Origin of the sequence: Pseudarthrobacter niigatensis, from assembly GCF_030812615.1 — a bacterium.
Lineage (GTDB): Bacteria > Actinomycetota > Actinomycetes > Actinomycetales > Micrococcaceae > Arthrobacter > Arthrobacter niigatensis.
Genome location: NZ_JAUSTB010000007.1, coordinates 127,116 through 145,488 on the forward strand (window position 1 = coordinate 127,116; position 18,373 = coordinate 145,488).

Here is an 18,373-nt window from a genome sequence, read left to right on the forward strand (position 1 = left end):
CCTGGCGTAACGGAACGGACCCGGCAGCTCAACGGTGCACAGGGAATGGGCGCATTGGGGGCGTCCATTTCCAGGCGAAAAGGCAACCCGGCACCCGTTCAGCGGGGAGGCGGGCGGCGGCCCAAAACCCGCGCCGGAGGAGCCAATTGGGCGATGCGGAAAACTTCAGGTAATCTAGTACCTGCTTTTGATTCAGAAGCAGTTGGAGAATTCGCCTAGCGGCCTATGGCGCACGCCTGGAACGCGTGTTGGGTTAACGCCCTCGGGGGTTCAAATCCCCCATTCTCCGCCGGTCAAGAACCCGGTCCCGATAACCCGGGGCCGGGTTCTTGCTTTATGCGGAGCGTGCAGGCCCCCGAAAATGGGGGATCAGGCCACATCTGCCAACGGTTCCCCCAGCCGCCTCAGACGCTTCCTCGCTGCCGTTTCGCTGGGACCCCTCCGCCTCAGCGGGCCGCCCAAAGCAAAATGGACGACGACGAGCACGGCTTTGGTTGCCAGCCGGACCGGCAGTGGAAACGGGCCCAGCCGTGGAACCGAAAGTCCCAGCATGTCCCGGTACCGGGGTTCCAGGCTGTACACGGCACCAGCAAACAGGATCCGGTAGCCGGGCTTCAGCAGGGGATGCAGCGGCGCATTGCGGATGAACTCCACAGTTTCCTTGACCCGGGCATCCGCGCGCAGTTCGCCCCCTGCATTCCACCGTTCCAGCTGGCCGTGCAGCTGTGCTTCCGTCAGCGGCGGGTCTTCCACTCCCATCAGCGTCCCGGCCTGGGCCCACTGCCGGACGTACGCGTCCGTGCCGCCCGGGATGGGCTTGCCCCAGATCTTGTGGGCTGCGAGGAAGCCATCGGTAAAGGCCAGATGGATCCAACTGGCCAGTCCGGGATCGTTCGCACTGTAGGCGCGTACACCGCCGTCGTTGTCCTGGTAGTTGCCTTGGACGGGCTCATGCAGGCGGCGGACACGCCGGGTTGCCTCCTCCGCGGCCGCCGTGGACCCATAGGTCACCGTGAAGATCCAGCGGATGGTGTTGGCCAGCCGGCGCAGGGGATCGTCGCGGAAGTTGGAGTGCTCGTGGACCCCCGCCAGCGCGCCCGGATGCAGCGACTGCATCAGCAGCGTGCGGATGCCACCCACGATGGGCGTCATGGAGCCGTGCACCGCCCAAACGGCGGATCCGGGCAGGTGGTAGCCGGGGTCGTCCCCTTCGGCCAGCTTCAGCGTCCAGTCCGGCGGGGCGTCGGCCCTGCCGGAGAACGTCTTTTTGATCTCGTCCTGCCATGTACGAAGGACATTGCGCATGAGACATTGTTGCCCATTTCCGGCGGCACGGCCGCTCCGGTGGTGAAGCGCGGCCTCCCACCCCCTAACGGCCCACAAAAAACCCGCATAGTCCGGCTTTGGGGTTTCCACCCCCGCGGTCCTGTGGTCCCATGGGACATACCGTCGAGACAACGCGCGGCAGGCCACGTCCTGGAGTCAGTGAATTGGGCAAGAATTCCGTGCCCGGCAACCGCAAGCCGGACCAGCGCAGCCTTCCCCCAGTGGCCCGTGCCGTCGCCGCTGCCGGTGTCCTGGCGGCATCCGTTTATGCCGTAAACCTTTCCGCCGGCTCCGGGGAGCGGCCGCAGTTTGCGCGGTCGGTTTCCGAAGCAGGGACCACCCCCGGTGCGGCTGCCCTGGACGGAATTTTTGGAACCATACTTGGCCACGAACCGGACAGCGCACCTGCTTCGTCCAAGGCAGACCAGGTGGGTGCCGCGCCCCTTCCACCCGCCATCCTTTCCAGTCCCCAGGCCACGTTGGCGTTCCCGCGCACGGCAATCGGCGGCGCCGACCAGGGTACAGCGGCCGCCCTGACTGTTGGCCCTGCCGGCGCGGGCAGGCCATTGGCCGGATTCCTGATGGCACCCCTGCAACTCCTGTATCCGAGTTCGCCGTTCGGTTTCCGGGTGAGCCCGATCAGTGGGTCGGCGGGGGACTTCCATCTGGGACAGGATTACGCAGCGCCGTGCGGGACACCGGTTTACGCAGCTGATTCCGGCGTCGTGCGGGCAGCCGGCTGGCACCCCTGGGGAGGCGGCAACCGGATAGAGATTGACCACGGCGACGGGCTCATCACCACCTACAACCATCTGGAATCGATCGGCGTACGCACCGGCGACCAGGTACGGGTGGGGCAGGCCATCGCCCGCGTAGGCACCACCGGATGGTCCACGGGCTGCCACCTGCATTTTGAAGCCATCCTGAACGGCCGTTACACCAACCCCCTGAGATGGACATTCCTCCAGCTCCGGGCGATGAACCAGTCTTTCCCGGCTGACATGGTTTCCTATGCGCCGGGCACGGGGTTGTCCGGCGGCCGGATCAGCTGGACCATTCCCCTCCAGGTCGATCCGGGTGATGGACTCCCCGCAGCCGGCCTGCAGGCTTCGCCCTTCCCGCCGCTCCCGGTCCCGGGGCCGGCGCCGTCGCCGTCGCCGTCCCAACCGACGGGCGTTGTGCTGCCGCCACCCGACGTGCAATTGACGACGACGGCCCCGCCAACTGCGGAACCGGCGGGCAGTGCCGCGCCGCCGCCTTCCGATCCGGCAAGCCCGCCGCCGTCGCCGACGGATCCTGCGACGACTGACCCGACAAACCCTTCACCGTCGCCCACGTCGCCGACGGAACCTGCGCCGTCTGATCCGGCACCGTCTGATCCTGTAAGCCCGTCGCCGTCACCCACGTCACCGACGGAACCTGCGCCGTCTGATCCTGCGACGACTGACCCGGCAAGCCCGCCGCCGTCGCCTACGCCCGTCCAGCCCGAACCCGCACCGACGGAACCTGCGCCGTCTGATCCTGTAACCCCGCCGCCGTCGCCTACGCCCGTCCAGCCCGAACCCGCACCGACGGAACCTGCGCCGTCTGACCCGGCAAGCCCGCCGCCGTCGCCTACGCCCGTCCAGCCCGAACCCGCCTCCGTGGGGCCGGCACCTGTCGAACCGGCCCCTGCGCCCGTCGCTGTTGAGCCCGTTCCTGTGCCACTTCCCGTTGAACGTGCCCCGGCACCGGCGCCTGTTGACCCGGCCCCCATCACCACCACGCCTTCACCCGAGCCAACCGTTCCAGCCGCGGAACCCACCCCGGCGCCAACTCCCACCGTGACCGAGCCATCCCCAACGGCACCCCCGCCCTAGAAATTTTCTCCTCCGGACCCGTACGGTCCGCCGCCGGCAACGAATTCCCTGCATGAGCAATTTCCTGCTGTCGCGCAGCCCGCGACCCCTCTATCCCATCCCGCTGATCCTGAACGACGGCACCAGGACACATTTCGGCCAGTTCAAAGGGAAGGTGGTTTTGGTGGTCAACGTGGCCTCGAACTGCGGCTTCACGCGGCAGTACGCCGCGCTGGAAGCGCTGTACGGGAAGTTCCGCGACCGCGGGTTCGAGGTCCTGGGGGTTCCGTGCAACCAGTTCGCGGGGCAGGAGCCGGGAACCGACAGCGACATCGCGGACTTCTGCGAACGGAATTTCGGTGTCACGTTCACCCTGACGGCCAAAGCCGAGGTCGGCGGCCGCAACCAGCACCTGCTCTATTCAGAGCTCACCAAGTTCAAGACCGGGCTGCTGCCGGGGCTGGTGAAGTGGAATTTCGAGAAGTTCCTGGTCAACCGCGAGGGGGACGTGGTGGCCCGGTTCGCCCCTACGGTCGAACCAGATTCGGAAGAGGTGACCGGCGCCATCGAACACGCACTGGGATAAACGGGCAGCGGGCCGAATGCGGCCGGCAAAAGCGCAGTTCTTTTAACTTTTTCCACATCAGCCACGGCGATTTACCCCATGTTTGCCAAATGTCTGATTGGATAAATATTACTGAAGGGTACAAGGGAAGAACGGCTTCCCACCAACCATAGAGGTAGCAATGGAGCACATCGAGGCCGAACACCCCCGGCCACGCCACTTCCTACTCCACCTGAGCGATCCCCACCTGTTGGGAGGTCCGGAACCCCTCTACGGAATCGTCGACAGCGAGGCCAGGCTTGCCCAGCTGTTCGACGAAGTCAAAGCGTCCGGGGCCCGGCCTGAGGCTGTCATCTTCACCGGTGACCTCGCCGACAAGGGTGACGCCGAGGCCTATGTAAAGCTGCGGGCCATCGTTGAGCCGGCCTGCAAGGAACTCGGGGCCCAGGTCATCTGGGCCATGGGAAACCATGACGACCGCGCCAACTTCCGCCGGGGGCTGCTGGACCAGCCCGGCAGTGACGAACCCGTGGACCACAGTTACTTCATCAATGGCCTGCGTGTCATTACCCTGGACACCACTGTGCCCGGGTTCCACCACGGCGAACTGAGCCCGGCGCAGCTGGAGTGGCTGGCCCGCCAGCTGGAAACCCCTGCTCCGGACGGAACCATCCTTGCGATGCACCACCCCCCGGTCCCGTCGGTGCTGGACCTTTCGGTACTCGTGGAACTGCGCGACCAGGCTTCGCTGGCGGCGGTGGTGCGCAATTCGGACGTCCGCACCATCCTGGCCGGACACCTGCACTACTCCACCACCGCGAGCTTTGCGGGCGTGCCTGTCTCGGTCGCTTCGGCCTCGTGCTACACCCAGGACCTGAACGTCCCTGTGGGTGGAACGCGCGGCCAGGACGGCGGCCAGGCGTTCAACCTGGTACACGTGTACGAACACACCATTGTGCACTCCGTGGTGCCCATGGGCAGTGCGCCCACGGTGGGCGAATATGTCTCCCCGGAAGAGACGGCCCGGAGGCTGCAGGCTGCAGGGGTCCGGATTCCGGAGACCACCAAGCGCGGCAGCACCAAGCTGGGCGCACCCAGCCGGCGCTAACACGGTTGCTCCGGCCGGCCCGGCTACCGGACCGGCCGGAGCGATGCGTGCGGCCTACTTTTCCCAGGGCGCCCTGATAGGAAAGTACCGTTCCAGGAAGTCGGTCACCACTTCAGCCCGCTCGTCCGCGCTGACCTCAGGAAAGCTGCCGTCGTTCAGGCAGAAGAAATCCATGTTCCGCTTGGCCAGCAGCTTGGGCAGGTACTTCAGGCCGGAGCGCATGGTGGTGTCCACGTAACGCACCTTTGCCGCCGTCTGCGTGACGGCTCGGCCCGTAAGAAGGGCGTAATAGTGGTAGAAGGAGTTGGTCACGGAGATGTTGTCCGCTGCCCGGAATCGGCTGGCAGCGGTCTTGCGGAACTCTTCCGGGAATTCCTCCTCCATCTGGTCCACGACGCTGCGCCGCAGCGGCGCGGCCGTATGCTCGAGGTGCCGGGTGGTGATCCGGCCGAACCGGTTCCACAGGAGTTTGCGGTTTACCCGGGCGGCGTTTTCGAACCCGCTGCGTTCGGCGTCGTTCTCACCCAGGCCGATCCTTGTTTCAGCCTCGATGAACTTGGTGATGCCTCCGGGGGTGAAGAACATGTCCGGGCCCACCGGCCGGCCGAAGAACATGTCGTCGTTGGAGTAGAGGAAGTGCTCGGACAGCCCTTCGATGTTGTGCAGCTGGCACTCCACGGCCTGCGAGTTGTGCGTTGGCAGCACCGAGGGATCGGAGAAGAACTCCTCGCTGCGGACGATCGTGACGGACGGGTGGTCCGCCAGCCAGGCAGGCGCGGGGGAGTCCGTGGCGATGAAGATGCGCCGGATCCACGGTGCAAACATGTACACGGACCGCAGCGCGTACTTGAGTTCGTTGATCTGCCGGAACCGGGCCTCGTGGTCGTCGCCTTCGCCCAGGACATGTCCCTTTTGCTGGGCGCGGCGGGCCGCGATGTATTCGGGGGAGCTGCCGTCCACCCAGGAGAACACGATGTCGATGTCGAAACTGATGTCGCTGGCGTGGTCGGCGAACATGTTCTCGATGGTGGGCCAGGTGTGGCCGTACCGTTCCACGGTGCCGCGGACCGCATCCTGGCGCAGCAGCGTCCGGCGGGTCAGCGAGTTCTCGATGGGGAGGATCAGCTGCTCGCCCTCAAAGGCCCACAGCTCGATCTGGACGCCGGCTGAGGCGCCAAACTCAAAGCCGCCCACCGGTTCCACCCGCGGCCGGTAGAGGCGGAAGATGCGTCCCTGCCGGTTGGGCGAGAGCTCTCCGTCCGCCACCAGGACGGAAGTCTTCTTCTTGGCGTCCACGGTCATCGAGTAGAAGGGTTCGTCCCGGCAGGCATCCACCAGGGCGGCCCGGAGCTTCTTCCGGTCCTTCCAGTCCAGGGCCACCACGGGCCTGTCGTTGTTGCCGCGGACCAGGAGGTACGAAAGGCCGGCCTTGGCCAGGACGTTGCGCAGGAACAGCAGGTCTTCCACCATGGCCTGGTACGGAGTCCTGGTGTCGTTGATCAGGGCGTAGCGGCCCTTGTGCCGGACGACGTCGGGTCGGTGCTTGAGGCGTTGCTCAGCCGCTGCCGATGTGATTTCGGCGTGAAATTGTTCTTCCACGGACGCTTGGGCGCCGTAGTAAACCTCGTCCTGGACCGGTGCTTCTGTAATGGTGGTCTCCGTGCTGGTGGTGGTGGGCATTCTTACCTGCATGATAGTCCTGCCCGGGTAACGGAAGGTTTCCGGGCAACTTGGCGGCCGGCAGGCCGCTTGTCCGCCCGGCAGCGGCTCAGGCGCCCAGCGCGTCGCGCCATGCGTGAAGGAAGGCTCCGCCGGCGTCGTCGTGGATCACTGTGTCCTCCAGCCCCAGGTCCGCTGCCGTCAGTACCGGATACGGCTTGCTGGGAATGCCGTCCGCCGGGCGCACGTCGACGTGCTTCACGGGGTGGTCGTTGTGGTGCAGCCAGTCCGCCATGGCGTAATCGGTGCGGGAATCGCCCACGGTCCGCCACGCCTGGGGCGTAATGCCCTGCGCTGCGAGGAGTTCCACCGCGCGGCTGGCGCCCAGGTCCTTGCCCAGCCGCACCGACTCAATGTCCGTGGAAATAATGGTGGGATCCACCCGGTAGTCCACCTCGTCGTCGGAATTTGGTGCGTGGTGGTCGAGCCGGACAACACCCAGCCCGTGCCGTGCCATGAGCTCCACGGCCTCCGCATCAAACAGTTTCTGCTCGGCCAGGTAGTCGGCGCTGGGCACGTTGATGTGCTGCTCCACGGACACCATGGCGCGCTTGGTCTCGTCGAAGAACATGTGGGCGGCATAGTCCTCCGCCACGAGCCGGCGGATGTCATCCCCGTACGCTGCCGGAACGGCGAGTTCCCGGTCCACGTGGATGGGGCCGGGGCCGGCGGACGTATAGCTGAACCAGACCGCGCCCTTTTCGCAGATGGCATGGATGACGGTTCCCGCCGGAATGCCGGCCGCGATCATGGGTTCCATGACCTGCTCGCGGATAAAGGCGTCGGAACGGCCGGTATTGAAGATGACCGGGATGCCGGCAGCCGCGAGGGCCACCAGGTCAAGGATGATGCCGGGCTTGACGTCACGTGTCACCGGGCTGGCCACCGGGCCGTCCACGTCCAGCAGGAGGGCCAGCGGCGGCGCCGCCGGCTGGCTGGTTCCGGGCGCGGACACGGCAGGGGACTCGGAGACTGTCATGGGTCCATTCTGTCAGCAGGACCGGCGCCATTCCGCGCCCCCGGCGCCGGGGGCGCGTGGCAGATGGTCACTGTTTGGCTACAACCTGCCGCGCGCCAGCCGTGCCACTTTCGCTGGGGCACAGGGGTGCCTACTGTTGCATGGTGATATTCAAAGCTGTGGGCGAGGGCCGCCCTTACCCCGACCATGGTTACAGCACCCCCAAGCAGTGGGCGTCGCTGCCGCCGCGGCCGGTCCGGCTGGATGAACTGGTGACCACCAAGCGCACCCTGGACCTGGAAGCGCTGCTGGCGGAAGACTCAACATTTTTCGGCGACCTGTTCCCGCACGTCGTGCAGTACCGGGGGACCCTTTACCTGGAGGACGGCCTCCACAGGGCGGTGCGGACCGCCCTGCACCAGCGCACCGCGATCCATGCCCGGGTCCTGGTGCTTGATGGCTAGCAAACGGCCAAAGGATCCGAGCGTCCTGCACGGCCACCACGTCGTTACCGGCCCTGAACTGCGGGCCGCCATGGAGGCGGCGAGGGACGCCGACGAAACCGCCCGGGTCCGGCGCCGAGTCCTGCACGGGGTGGTGCTGGTCCTGCTGATCGGCGTGATCGCCGCGGCCATCATCCTTGCCCTGGCCATCATCAACGGCCGGCTGCAGCTGCCCTCCGCGGAGCCCGCCCCGAGCCCGGTGTCATCCTGCCCGCCTTCGATCTACGACTACGTTCCGGCGGACAAGGTCAACCTCAACGTCTACAACTCCACCAGCCGGCCGGGCCTTGCCCGGTCCGTCGCGGACGAATTCCTTGCACGCAAGTTCGTCGTGGGGAACGTGTCAAACGTCAACGCCGGCTACCGGGGCGTGGCCGCCGTGGTGTCGGGTGCAGCAGGGCATGCGGCGGCATTCACGGTCCAGCGCCATGTGCCCGGCTCGGACTACTTCCAGGACGGAAGGACCGATGCCAGCGTGGACGTGATCCTGGCACAGGACTACAAGGCACTGACACCGGCGGACTTGGTGGACCAGACCCCCGGCAAGCTCAGTTGCCCAAGGGAAAGCCGGCGTATCGCGGACACGGACAAGCTGCCCGTGATGCCCGCCGCCGCTCCGACCCGCTGACCGCAGCCAGCCGGAAACAGCGGGCCGGACTCATCGGGCCACCACCGGAAGCTGGGCCACCTTCACCGGGCGCCCGTCGTCGTCGAACCGTGCGCCGGCGCCCAGCTGGATGAACCGGACGGTCCTGGCCACACGCGCTTCCAGCTCAGCCGGCTCGTCGCTGCCCCGCGCCGCGCTGGAGGACAACGTGCCCAGGATCAGCTGGGACTGCTGGCCCACGTCCGCCACCGGCAGGTACCCCTGGTCCATGCCGTCGCGCAGGATGCCCTGCAGCAGGACGCTGAGCTCGCCCACATGGTCGGAGAGCTTGGCAAAGGACGACGGCGACAGCACCGCCCCCATGGCAGGGCCCGGCGGGAGGTGGCGTCGGCTGAGGTCAACCACCTGGGCACGGACGTACAGGGCCAGCCGTTCCACCGGGTTTGCAATCCGGTCCAGCGATTCGCGCAGTTCGGAGAGGAACTTCTCGGTCTCGTCAAGGGCGTAGGAGATCAGGAGTTCTTCGATATCGGCGTAGTAGTTATAGACAGCCGTGCGGCCCACGCCTGCGTGCCGCGCCACGTCCGTCATGGTCAGCCCCGGAAGGCCGTGAGTGAAGAGAAGCTCGCCAAAAGCGGTGAGGATACGTCGCTGGGTGTCCGCGCGTTGTTCGGCATTGCTCGCCGCTGAAATCCTGGGCATACAGACACTTTACCGCGATGTGTCAGTAAAAAGCGCTAAACGGCGCACCCGTCAGGTCCGCAGGCCTCAGCCTCGGAGGAATTGACCAGGACCAGGGGGTTGGCGTCCTGCCATGCCTGGGTGAGGGCAGCGGTGAACGTCTCAGTGGGCTGGGCGCCGGACAACCCGAATTTGCGGTCGATCACGAAGAACGGGACCCCGCTGATGCCCAGGCCCCGGGCCTCCTGGAAGTCGAACCGGACCTCGTCCGAGTACTTGTCCGTGGTGAACAGTTCCTCCACCTCGCCTGCCGGCAGGCCGAGATCGTTGCCCAGGGACGTCAGGTACTCCCGGCTCCCGATGTCCTTGCCGTGCTCGAAGTGGTCGCTGAGGAGGCGTTCCTTGGCAGCGTCCTGGCTGCCGTGGGCTGCCGCAAGGTGGATCAGGCGGTGGGCGGTGAAGCTGTTGGCCACCACCACCTGGTCGAACCGGTAGTCAAGGCCCTCGCCCTTTGCCTGCTGGGCCACATGTTCGAACATCTGCGACACCTGCTGGGCGGGCATGCCCTTCCGGCTGCTCAGGTATTCCAGTTCGGTTCCGTCATAATGCTCCGGCAGTGTGGGATCCAGCTGGTAGCTGCGCCACACCACGTCCACAGCAGCGCGGTGGGGGAACGCAGCAAGCGCAGCCTCAAACCGGCGCTTGCCGATGAAACACCACGGGCAGGCAACATCTGACCAGATCTCAATCTTCATGCCTTGCACAACCCGGCTGCCGTTGCCGCCATTCCGGCGCGTGCCGTGAGATGGGGCACAATCAGCCCTTGTGGCCGGGGCGATCCTGGGCAATAGTCGGAGTTAGGTGAAGCAGACGCCCTACAAAAATAAAACACCGCGGGACCTCCATGTCCCGCGACGGAATATGCCTGGCGGCTGGGGAGCGCGGGCCTCGTTTCCCTGGAGGCCAAGTATGCGAATTGGACTTATTGCCGGACCCTGGATTCCCATTCCTCCGCTGACATACGGCGGCATCGAAAGGGTTGTGGATACCTTGGCGCGGGGCTTTGCGGCCGCCGGGCACGACGTACTGCTCGCGGCTCCCACCGAAAGCACCTGTCCCGTTCCGCTGCTGCCGGGCATGCGGCCGGCGGTCCGGGATGAGCTTGGCTCGACGATGTCCGAACTCAGCCATGTGATCCGGGCCTACCAGGGGCTGCAGGACGTGGATATCATTCACGACCATACGCTGGCGGGCCCGCTCTACGCCCACCGGCCGGCCAAGGTACCGGTGGTCACCACCATCCACGGTCCTCTCCACAAGGAGGCGGAAGACCTCTACCGTGCCATGGCCCGGGATGTGGCAATTGTTGCAATCTCCCGGGACCAGGCCTCACACGCTCCGGAAGTCCCCGTCACCCAGGTAATCCACCACGGCATGGACGTTTCCGCGGTCCCGGTAGGCAGTGGCCGTGGCGGGTATCTCTGCTTCGTTGGGCGCGCCTCCCACGACAAAGGGCTGCTTGAAGCAATCACACTCGCCCGGGACGTGGGCATGCACTTGAAGATCGCCGTCAAGATGCGGGAACCGGACGAGATCCGCTACTTCCGCGAGGTCATCGAACCGATGCTGGGCCCCAACGAGGATTTTGTGGGGGAAGTGGACGACGCCACCAAATACCGCATGATGGGCGAAGCCACGGCCTTCCTGAACCCCATCCAGTGGTCCGAGCCGTTTGGGCTGGTGATGATCGAGGCGTTGGCCACCGGAACTCCCGTGATCGGCACAAGGATCGGCTCAGCCCCTGAGATCGTGGAACACGGCCGCACGGGCTTCCTTGGAAAGACCGGGGAACTGCAGGGCTTCGTTGAGGCAGCCGCCGGGCTCAGCAGGGAGCGCTGCCGGGCATCAGTGGAGGACCGGTTCAGTGCCCACCGGATGGTGGCGCAGCACCTCAGGCTCTTCGATGACCTGCTGGCGGGGAGATTGCCGGGAGGGGTTCCGGTTACCCCGCCGGTGCACCAGAATCGTTAAGGGGACGGGCGGGCGTTGGGCTCCCCGGCAGCATCCAGCCTGAGAAGGGAGTCCTTCCATGACCGCCTGGAACGAAGACAATGAGGCCTCCGGCTCCGATGTTGGTGCCGTCACCGTACTGGAAGGCTCTTCGTTTTGCATCTCGGCCGGTACCGGCGACATAAGCGCCGACGGCAGCACAAACGGCGCGTTCTACCAGGACACCCGGATCGTCTCGGGCTGGGTGCTGCGGATCAACGGCTCGCGGCGCGAACCGCTGTCAGCCCAGAAGGCCCAGCCGTTCGAAGCAACCTTCGTGGGCCGTGCAACGTGGCCCGGAGGCCGGTTCGACAGTCCGCTGGTGGTCCGCCAGGTCCGCCACATCGGACCGGGCCTGCAGGACGACATCATCCTGGAGAATTACGCGGCGGAACCCGTTGAATGCGCCATCGAGCTGCTGGTGGACGCGGACCAGGCCGACCTCTTCGAAGTGAAAGGCGGCCGCACAACGGGCCCCGATGACACCACCCGCGCCGTGGTGGATGGAAAGCTCATCATCGAAGCATCCCGGCACGGCCAGCAGCGGGGCTCCGCCATCGGGGCCAAGGATGCGGAGGTGGGCACGGATGGGCTCCGGTTCAACGTCACCGTTCCGGCCCGCGGCAAATGGAGCACCAGCGTCATCGTGGTGCCGCTGGTCAATGGGGAAGCCCCGGAAAAGCCCTTCACCGAAGGCCAGCTCCCGCACCACCGTGAGGGCGTGCAGCGCCACTTGGCGTGGGAGGAGAACGTTCCGCGGATCAGCATCGAGGACACCAGCTTCCAGAATGTGCTCAACCGCAGCCAAAGCGACCTTGGTGCACTACGGATCTTCGATGCCCGCCATCCCAACCGCGCCGCGGTCGCGGCGGGGGCTCCCTGGTTCATGGCGCTGTTCGGTCGGGACTCGCTGCTGACGTCCTACATGAGCATGATGGTCAACCCCAATCTCGCCCTGGGCACGCTGCAGACCCTGGCCGGGATCCAAGGGAAGAAAGTGGACGTGGATTCCGAGGAGGAACCTGGACGCATCCCGCACGAGGTCCGGCTGGGCGTTACTGCCGGCCTGTCGCTGGGCGGCACGGCGTACTATGGCACGGCGGATGCCACACCGCTTTTCGTCGCAACCCTGGGCGAGCTGAGCCGGTGGGGGCTTTCCCGGGATGCGATCCAGCCACTGCTGGCCCACGCCGACCGCGCCCTGGAATGGATCGAAAAATACGGCGACCGCGACGGCGACGGCTTCGTGGAGTACCTCCGGCCCAATGACCACGGCCTGGTCAACCAGGGCTGGAAGGACTCCTGGGATGGCATCAACTTCGCGGACGGGACCATCGCTGAAGCCCCCATCGCGCTCTGCGAGGTCCAGGCCTACGTCTATGCGGCCTACCTGGGCAGGTCGCTGCTGGCCCACTGGACAGGGGATCCTGACCTGGAAAAGCACTGGGCCGACAAGGCTGCAGCCTTCAAGGAGGAGTTCAACAGGAAGTTCTGGCTGCCGGACAAGGGCTACTTTGCGGTGGCACTTGATAAGGACAAACGGCATGTCGACGCGCTGACGTCCAACATCGGCCACTGCCTGTGGACGGGCATCGTGGACGAGGACAAAGCCGCGTCCGTCATGGAAAACCTGATGTCCCCGCAGATGTTCACGGGCTGGGGCATCCGCACGCTGGCCTCCGACATGGGCGCCTACAATCCCGTCAGTTACCACAACGGCTCTGTGTGGCCGCACGATACCGCGCTGGTGGCCACTGGGCTGATGCGCTACGGGTTCGTGGACGAGGCCAAACGGGTGGCACTGGGCATCCTCGATGCTGCCCGGCATTTTGATAGCCGGCTGCCGGAATTGTTCTGCGGGTTCGACCGCGGCGAGTTTCCGGGCCCTGTTCCGTATCCCACCGCATGCTCACCCCAGGCGTGGGCGGCGGCGGCGCCCGTGCAGCTCGCCAGGATCCTGCTGCGCTTCGACCCCGTCTTCACCCGCAGGGTGGTGCACCTGGCGCCGATCCTGCCGGAGTCAGTGGGAACCTTCCGGGCCGAAAATGTCCTGTTGGATACCAGCCGGGTCACCATCACCGCCACCGGAACAACGGGCGCCATCGACGGACTCCCGCCGGGGCTGAAGCTCCTGACGGAGCCCCGCCCGCCACTGGCCTACCCACCGGACGGAACCCCCGCCAACTCCCGCGTCCCGGGCACCCAGCAGGCCAGCAGCTGAAGCGCTCAGGGCAGGGCGCGTTCCAGCACGAAGTCGTGCTCCACGGTGCTGCCCAGCCGGAACGATTTGGTGCCCACCTTCCGGAAGCCGGATTTCTCGTAGAAGCGGATGGCGCGGGCGTTCTGGCTGTTCACGCCCAGCCACGCCCCGGCGCCCCCGGTGGCAGCCGCGGCCTGGAGGCTGGCGTGCATCAGTTCAGCAGCCGCGCCCAGGCCGTGGTATTCGGGGTGGACGTAGCACTTGCTGATCTCCACGGAGGGCAGCAGTGCCAGTGCGGAGGCTACGTCCGGGTCCGCGGCCGGCCTGTCCACCAGGAGGCTGTAGCCGGTGAGCCGCCCGTCGGCGTCGATGACCAGGATGGTGACATCCGGGTCCTCGAGGTAGCCCGTGAAGTGTTCCTCGCTGAGCGTGTTGGCCAAGTGGGCGGCAATGTCGGCAGGTGAGGACGACGGCGGGCAGGCCAGCGGAAAGGTGACGGCCGCCAGGTCGGCGAGCGGGCCGGCGTCGTCCGCTGTTGCCCTGCGGATGATGTGGGTCATGTGGTGTCCCTCCACGTCAGGGGGTGATGGTTCGGACGGGGGAGCCGGCAAGCCAGGCGGTGATGTCCTCGAGGGCGCCGCCATAGAACTGCCGGTAGCTTTCCTGGGTGACGTAGCCCAGGTGGGGCGAAAGCACAGTGTTCGGCGCGGCGAGGAGCGGGTGCCCGGCCTGCAGGGGTTCCTGGTCGAAGACGTCCAGGGCGGCGCCGCGGATCCACCCCTCGTTCAATGCCTTGATGAGCGCGTCCTGGTCTACCAGGGGTCCGCGGGCGGTGTTGACCAGGAGGCCTTCGGGGCCCAGCAGCTTCAGCTCGGCCTCACCCACGATGTTCTCCGACCGCGGGGAGAGCCGTAGGTGGAGCGTTGCGACGTCGGCCACCGTGAAGAGTTCTTCCTTTGACACCGGCCGGGCGCCGGCTTCCGCTGCGGAGTCCGCAGTGAGGTTTTGGCTCCAGGCCACCACATCCATGCCGAACGCCTGCCCGTAGGCCGCAATCCGCCGGCCGATCTTGCCCAGGCCCACGATGCCCAGGGTCTTCCCGGCAAGTTCGACGCCTACCGTTGACTGCCAGGCACCTGCCCGCAGCGAGCTTTCCTCGGTGGGAAGGTGCCGGGCAATGGCCAGCAGGAGGGCCCAGGTGAGTTCCGGCGCTGCCGTAGGTGAGCCGGGCGTGCCGCAGACCGTCACCCCGTGTTCGGCGGCGGCTGCCACGTCGATCGCGGCGTTCGCCATTCCGGTAGTGACCAGCAGTTCCAGCGCCGGCAGCTCCTCGAAGACTTCCCGGGGGAACGCGGTCCGCTCGCGCATGGCGATCACCATGGTGGTGTCCGCCAATGCCGCAACCAAGGCATGCCGCGACGTGAAAGGTTCACGGTAGGTGGTCACGGTGACACCCGACGCCTCCAAAGCCGCGAAGTCGGCGAAGCCGTGGGCCACGTCCTGGTAGTCATCGAGGATGGCAAGGCGGTGCGTCATCGGGAGTCCTTCGCAGTGTCCTACGTCCTGGGTCACGCTTATCGTATGGCAGGGGCCGGCCCACAGGGTGCGTGAAGCCCCGGCAGCGCAGGAGCGTGATAGCAATGGGAGTGATGAATCCACGCCTATTCCCGATTTTGTCCCTGTGAGCGGCCCCGCCCTGTCCCGCATCCCGAAAAGCTGGGTCCTGCTGGCCTGCATCGGCCTGCTGGCCCTGAACCTCCGCGGCCCCATCGTTTCCGTGGCACCCCTGGTGGACCTCATGCAGGCGGAACTGCACTTTTCGCCGGTCATGCTGGGGCTGCTGACCAGCATCCCGGTGCTGTGCTTTTCGCTCGCCGCTCCGCTGGCGTCCCTGGCGGCGCGGAAGTTCGGTGCGGAGTTCGCGGTGACGCTGACCATCGTGGGGGTGCTGGCCGGCGTGCTGCTCCGTTCCGCGGGAGGGCCGGCGCTGGTGGTGGCCGGCACGGTGGTCATCGGCGTGGCCATTACGGTGGGCAACATTGCGGTTCCTTTGATCATCCGCCGGGATTTTGCGCCGCGGCGGCAGGGGACCGCGATGGGCATCTATACCGCAGCCCTGAACATCGGATCCTTCCTGACCTCGGTGGCCATGGCCCCGCTGGCGGCCGTGACCGGGTGGCGGCTGGCCCTAGCCGCGGTGGCTGTGTTGGCCGTCGCCGCGGTGGTGGTGTGGGTGCTGGCCGTGGGTCCCCGCACAGCGTTCCTGGTCTCGGCCGAAGACGGCGCGGACGCGCCGCGGGCCCCCGTGAGCCGTTCCGGGTGGATCACGGTGGGGCTCACCGCGGGCTTCGGGGGCCAGGCCTTCTCCTACTACGGCGTCACGGCATGGCTGCCCAGCTACCTGCACGACGAACTGGGCATGAATGCCGCACAGGCCGGCGCAGCGTCCTCGATCTTCCAGATCCTGGCCATCGTGGGCGGCCTCGGTGTGCCTTTTGCGGCCAAGTACATGAGTACGACGGCGGTGGCGGTCACCCTTAGTGCCCTGTGGCTTGCCGTTCCGGTGGGGCTGCTTTTCCTGCCGCAACTGTGGTGGCTGTGGTCCACCTCCGGCGGCATCGCACAGGGCGGCGGCATCACGCTGATCTTCATTGCCGTCATCAAGCTGGCCCGGGACCAGGCCGCTGCGGGCCGAATGTCCGCCACCGTCCAGGGGCTGGGCTACTGCCTCGCAGCCGTGGCCCCGCCGCTGCTGGGATTTGTCCACGACAGCTCTGGATCCTGGACGCCGGCCCTGCTGGTCATCCTGGGTTCGGTGCTGGCCTTCTTTGTCGGAACCACGCTCTCCGTGCGGAAGGTGCCGAAGGGCCGCTGAGGCGACCCGCCGCCGTCGGACGTTCCGTCACCCCCGACGCCCGCTCACTTCTTGCACTAAACGGTGAAACGCCCGCTCACTTCTTGCACCAAATGGCGGAACGCCCGATCACTTTCTTTGGGAAAGTGATCGGGCGTTTCGGGTTTTCCTGCAGTAAGTGAGCGGGGGTGTGAGGGGTGTTCCGTTGCCGGGCCGGCGCCCCGGATTTCGGGGGGCCTGTTGCGAAGGGCGTGCCGGCCCGGCAAACGGAGGTTTGGTTACGCCGCGGCGAGCTCCTCGACGGTGGCCTTTTCGCGGGCCTCGGTCAGGTAGCGGGCGTAGGCGGGGAGGGTGAGGAACGAAGGGAACTCACGGCTGAGCGTGACTTCCTCGAAGATGTCGCGGGCGTCCTCGAACCGGTCGCCGTCGAAGCGCTCCAGCCGGGCGAATTCCTCGTCCAGGAGTTCCTCCACCCACTCGTGGCTGACGATCTCGCCCTGGTCGGTGATGGCCCGGGCGTAGATCCACTGCCACAGCTGGGAGCGGGAGATCTCCGCGGTGGCGGCGTCCTCCATGAGGTTGTGGATGGCCACCGCGCCGTTGCCCCGGAGCCAGGATTCGATGTAGCGGATGCCCACTTCGATGTTGTTCCGGATGCCCTGCTCGGTGATGGTGCCGGTGGTCGCGGCAACGTCGATCAGGGCACGGTCATCGGGGGTGACGTCCTCGCGGAGCCGGTCCAGCTGGTTCGGCTTGCTGCCCAGGACGCCGTCGAACACCTCGCGGCACACGGGCACCAGGTCGGGGTGGGCCACCCAGGAGCCGTCGAAGCCATCGTTGGCCTCGCGGGTCTTGTCTGCGCGGACCTTCTCCAGGGCGTTGGCGTTGGCTTCGGGGTCCTTGCGGTTGGGGACGGCCGCGGCCATGCCGCCGATGGCCATGGCACCGCGCTTGTGGCAGGCCCGGACCAGCTGTTCGGTGTAGGCGCGCATGAACGGCTGGGTCATGGTCACCTGGCCGCGGTCCGGGAGGACGAAGCGCGGGCCGCGGGTACGGAAGTTCTTGATCAGCGAGAAGATGTAGTCCCAGCGGCCGGCGTTCAGGCCCGAGGCGTGGTCGCGCAGTTCATAGAGGATCTCCTCCATCTCGAACGCTGCGGTGATGGTTTCGATCAGCACCGTGGCGCGGATGGTGCCCTGCGGGATGCCGAGCAGGTCCTGCGCCAGGATGAAGATATCGTTCCACAGCCGGGCTTCGAGGTGGTTCTCGATCTTGGGCAGGTAGAAGTACGGGCCCTTGCCCTGCGCGAGGAGGCGGCGGGCGTTGTGGAAGAAGAACAGGCCGAAGTCCACGATGCCGCCGGCGATGGGCTGGCCGTCGATGAGCATGTGCTTTTCCGGCAGGTGCCAGCCGCGGGGGCGGACCACGATGGTGGGCAGGTCCCCGGCCGGGCGGAGTTTGTACTCCTTGCCTTCTTCGGTGGTGAAGTCGATCCGGCGCTCCAGGGCGTCGGTGAGGTTCAGCTGGCCCTTGATGACGTTCCGCCACGTGGGGGTGGAGGAGTCTTCCATGTCCGCCAGCCATACCTTGGCACCGGAGTTCAGGGCGTTGATGGTCATTTTCTTGTCCACCGGGCCCGTGATTTCCACGCGGCGGTCCTCCAGGCCCGGGGCCGGGGGAGCGACCCGCCAGGACGGATCATTCCGGATGTGCTCGGTTTCCCGCAGGAACCGCGGGTCCGCTCCGGCGGCGATGTCAGCCCGCCGGGTGCGCCGCGCCTGGAGCAGTTCCTGCCGCCGCTCCGCAGTGGCCCGGTGCAGCTTCGCGATGAACGACAGGGCGTCCGGCGTCAGCACCTCGTCCTGCCGGCAAATCGGCTGCGCGGTCAGGGTAATGCCATTGATCGTAAAACTATCGGTGAAGCTGTTCATCTCAGTCTCCTTAAAGACGAAAGGGAAGTTCGAC

The 18,373-nt window shown here is 66.4% G+C and carries 16 protein-coding genes, 1 tRNA gene and 1 pseudogene; 9 read left to right on the forward strand and 9 right to left on the reverse strand.

All coding sequences use genetic code 11. From position 1 onward, the window contains the following. Positions 1-204: 204 nt before the first annotated feature. Positions 205-289: transfer RNA gene (locus J2T23_RS12440), tRNA-Ser, on the forward strand. A gap of 80 nt (positions 290-369) precedes the next feature. Here the strand turns inward: J2T23_RS12440 and J2T23_RS12445 are convergent. After that, positions 370-1,305: an oxygenase MpaB family protein gene (locus tag J2T23_RS12445; RefSeq protein ID WP_307360367.1), complete on the reverse strand. Its 936-nt coding sequence runs from the start codon at positions 1,303-1,305 to the stop codon at positions 370-372. A gap of 602 nt (positions 1,306-1,907) precedes the next feature. Between J2T23_RS12445 and J2T23_RS12450 the strand changes: the two are divergent. Further along, a pseudogene (locus tag J2T23_RS12450) lies at positions 1,908-2,261 on the forward strand (M23 family metallopeptidase); the annotation flags it as partial. 74 nt (positions 2,262-2,335) lie between these two features. Here J2T23_RS12450 and J2T23_RS12455 read toward each other — a convergent pair. Next, positions 2,336-3,148, reverse strand: a complete 813-nt coding sequence (locus J2T23_RS12455; RefSeq protein WP_307360469.1) for a hypothetical protein — start codon at positions 3,146-3,148, stop codon at positions 2,336-2,338. A gap of 89 nt (positions 3,149-3,237) precedes the next feature. Here J2T23_RS12455 and J2T23_RS12460 point away from each other — a divergent pair, with 89 nt between their 5' ends. Next, complete coding sequence (locus J2T23_RS12460) at positions 3,238-3,750, forward strand: glutathione peroxidase (protein ID WP_307360370.1); 513 nt, start codon at positions 3,238-3,240, stop codon at positions 3,748-3,750. A 160-nt stretch (positions 3,751-3,910) separates the two neighbouring features. Beyond that, positions 3,911-4,837: a phosphodiesterase gene (locus J2T23_RS12465; RefSeq protein WP_141158222.1), complete on the forward strand. Its 927-nt coding sequence runs from the start codon at positions 3,911-3,913 to the stop codon at positions 4,835-4,837. A 54-nt stretch (positions 4,838-4,891) separates the two neighbouring features. Here the strand turns inward: J2T23_RS12465 and J2T23_RS12470 are convergent, their stop codons facing one another. Together J2T23_RS12470 and J2T23_RS12475 are read right to left on the reverse strand one after the other, a co-directional pair. Next, on the reverse strand, positions 4,892-6,529 hold the full coding sequence (locus J2T23_RS12470; protein ID WP_307360372.1) for a stealth family protein: 1,638 nt from the start codon (positions 6,527-6,529) through the stop codon (positions 4,892-4,894). A 76-nt stretch (positions 6,530-6,605) separates the two neighbouring features. Then, positions 6,606-7,535: a hypothetical protein gene (locus J2T23_RS12475; protein WP_307360374.1), complete on the reverse strand. Its 930-nt coding sequence runs from the start codon at positions 7,533-7,535 to the stop codon at positions 6,606-6,608. A 143-nt stretch (positions 7,536-7,678) separates the two neighbouring features. Here J2T23_RS12475 and J2T23_RS12480 point away from each other — a divergent pair, with 143 nt between their 5' ends. After that, a complete protein-coding gene (locus J2T23_RS12480) occupies positions 7,679-7,978 on the forward strand; it encodes a type II toxin-antitoxin system VapB family antitoxin (RefSeq protein WP_210411385.1) in 300 nt (99 codons plus the stop codon). Then, positions 7,971-8,645 carry a LytR C-terminal domain-containing protein gene (locus J2T23_RS12485; RefSeq protein ID WP_307360375.1) on the forward strand — a complete coding sequence of 225 codons (675 nt, stop codon included), beginning with the start codon at positions 7,971-7,973 and terminating at the stop codon, positions 8,643-8,645. The genes J2T23_RS12480 and J2T23_RS12485 overlap by 8 nt, the downstream gene beginning before the upstream one ends. A 30-nt stretch (positions 8,646-8,675) precedes the next feature. Here the strand turns inward: J2T23_RS12485 and J2T23_RS12490 are convergent, their stop codons facing one another. Beyond that, positions 8,676-9,326: a TetR/AcrR family transcriptional regulator gene (locus J2T23_RS12490; RefSeq protein ID WP_141158217.1), complete on the reverse strand. Its 651-nt coding sequence runs from the start codon at positions 9,324-9,326 to the stop codon at positions 8,676-8,678. Between the two features lie 35 nt (positions 9,327-9,361). Beyond that, positions 9,362-10,060 (reverse strand): DsbA family oxidoreductase, encoded by a 699-nt coding sequence (locus J2T23_RS12495; RefSeq protein WP_307360377.1) that lies wholly within the window; start codon positions 10,058-10,060, stop codon positions 9,362-9,364. A 214-nt stretch (positions 10,061-10,274) separates the two neighbouring features. On the opposite strand from J2T23_RS12495, the gene J2T23_RS12500 reads away from it, so the two are divergent. Continuing rightward, the gene (locus J2T23_RS12500; RefSeq protein WP_141158215.1) at positions 10,275-11,336 is read left to right on the forward strand and encodes a glycosyltransferase family 4 protein; all 1,062 of its coding nucleotides are present in this window, start codon (positions 10,275-10,277) and stop codon (positions 11,334-11,336) included. A gap of 58 nt (positions 11,337-11,394) precedes the next feature. After that, positions 11,395-13,575 (forward strand): amylo-alpha-1,6-glucosidase, encoded by a 2,181-nt coding sequence (locus J2T23_RS12505; RefSeq protein ID WP_307360379.1) that lies wholly within the window; start codon positions 11,395-11,397, stop codon positions 13,573-13,575. 5 nt (positions 13,576-13,580) lie between these two features. Here the strand turns inward: J2T23_RS12505 and J2T23_RS12510 are convergent, their stop codons facing one another. Together J2T23_RS12510 and J2T23_RS12515 are read right to left on the reverse strand one after the other, a co-directional pair. Next, a complete protein-coding gene (locus J2T23_RS12510; RefSeq protein WP_307360381.1) occupies positions 13,581-14,114 on the reverse strand; it encodes a GNAT family N-acetyltransferase in 534 nt (177 codons plus the stop codon). Between the two features lie 16 nt (positions 14,115-14,130). Further along, positions 14,131-15,090 carry a D-2-hydroxyacid dehydrogenase family protein gene (locus J2T23_RS12515; RefSeq protein ID WP_307360383.1) on the reverse strand — a complete coding sequence of 320 codons (960 nt, stop codon included), beginning with the start codon at positions 15,088-15,090 and terminating at the stop codon, positions 14,131-14,133. A 145-nt stretch (positions 15,091-15,235) separates the two neighbouring features. Between J2T23_RS12515 and J2T23_RS12520 the strand changes: the two genes are divergently transcribed. Further along, positions 15,236-16,429, forward strand: coding sequence for an MFS transporter (locus tag J2T23_RS12520; RefSeq protein WP_141158211.1), 1,194 nt, complete (start codon positions 15,236-15,238; stop codon positions 16,427-16,429). Between the two features lie 257 nt (positions 16,430-16,686). On the opposite strand, the gene aceB is transcribed toward J2T23_RS12520, so the two are convergent. Beyond that, the gene (aceB, locus tag J2T23_RS12525) at positions 16,687-18,339 is read right to left on the reverse strand and encodes a malate synthase A (RefSeq protein WP_307360387.1); all 1,653 of its coding nucleotides are present in this window, start codon (positions 18,337-18,339) and stop codon (positions 16,687-16,689) included. Between the last annotated feature and the right edge of the window lie 34 nt (positions 18,340-18,373).